We start from the raw sequence: 1,038 nt of genomic DNA, 5'->3' as shown, positions 1-1,038 counted from the left end.
GCACTGTCGAGGTCCACCGCGCCAGCATCATGGCCAAGATGGACGCCGGCAACGTCTCCCAGCTCCTGCGCATGGTCCTCACCTCACAAAGGTGACCAAGGACGCGCAAAGGATCGTCGGCGCAGAGATGCTGCCCGCGACAATTGCCGACCGTGCTGAGCCTGCATCTGACACGCCGGCGAGGGCCATCCTTTTGGTCAATCCGTCGCGATTCGGATCGGCTTGCGCGATTCGGACCGGCTTGAATGTGTCTTGAATATGACATATGAACTATTAACATTCGTTAATCACAGAATATTTATTCGCATTCAGGTAAGGGACGACCTAAATTTCTAATTAAGAATTATCAGGATGGTTGCTTCGAAGAATGCTTTCGGACAGATAACTCGTCCGTAAAAGGCAGTCATATCCGCTAATTATAAGCTTAATTCTATTTGTTTATGATATAGCTGCCGTATTTTCTGAATATAATCTACATATAAGAATATTAATACTATAATTATACCGGCGCAAAGCTGGTTATTTCTAATATTATTTTAAAGGAATTTGCCAAATGCGAGCCCATTTCTGCTTGCCCCGTAAAGCGGGGCGCGCTGATCGTTTCTCCACGCAAAAGCAGCTCCTCACCTATGCCGCCCTGTGCGGCGCGGCCTTGTCCGGGACCGCTCTCGCCGAGCCGTTCATTTTCAATGCCCCGCACACGGCGAGACCGGGCGACTATATCAGCCTGACGGGCCTGTCCTTCGGCCCCAATCCGCAGGTCTTCATGAAGCCGGCGACCGATACAAATTCGTTCCAGGTCCAGGGGCCAAAGAGCGTCGACATCGCCATCAATTTCGAATTGCCCAAGATCAACCCGTTGACGCAGAAACTCATCCCGTTCACCCAATATGATGTGTGGACCGTGAATCCGGGATTTGGCGCGAGCCATTCGCACGTGTATATCAACGCGCCCCGCGCCATGCATTTCGATTTTCCGCAGGTCGCAAGCTCAAGCCCGCTGCGCATTTTCGGCCGCAATCTCTATCTCGGCGCCGG

General features: G+C 52.0%; 2 protein-coding genes. Both read left to right on the top strand.

Going from position 1 to position 1,038, the window contains the following annotated elements; genetic code table 11:
- Positions 1–95, top strand: a 95-nt coding sequence (locus tag BM177_RS21265; RefSeq protein ID WP_280140582.1) for a LuxR C-terminal-related transcriptional regulator, incomplete at its 5' end; no start/stop codon positions are given.
- A gap of 458 nt (positions 96–553) precedes the next feature.
- The coding region (locus BM177_RS19360; protein WP_139223772.1) for a hypothetical protein at positions 554–1,038 on the top strand (485 nt) is incomplete at its 3' end.

Origin of the sequence: Methylocapsa palsarum (assembly GCF_900114285.1) — a bacterium.
In the GTDB taxonomy this organism is placed as follows: domain Bacteria; phylum Pseudomonadota; class Alphaproteobacteria; order Rhizobiales; family Beijerinckiaceae; genus Methylocapsa; species Methylocapsa palsarum.
This window is presented reverse-complemented; position numbering and strand designations above follow the sequence as displayed.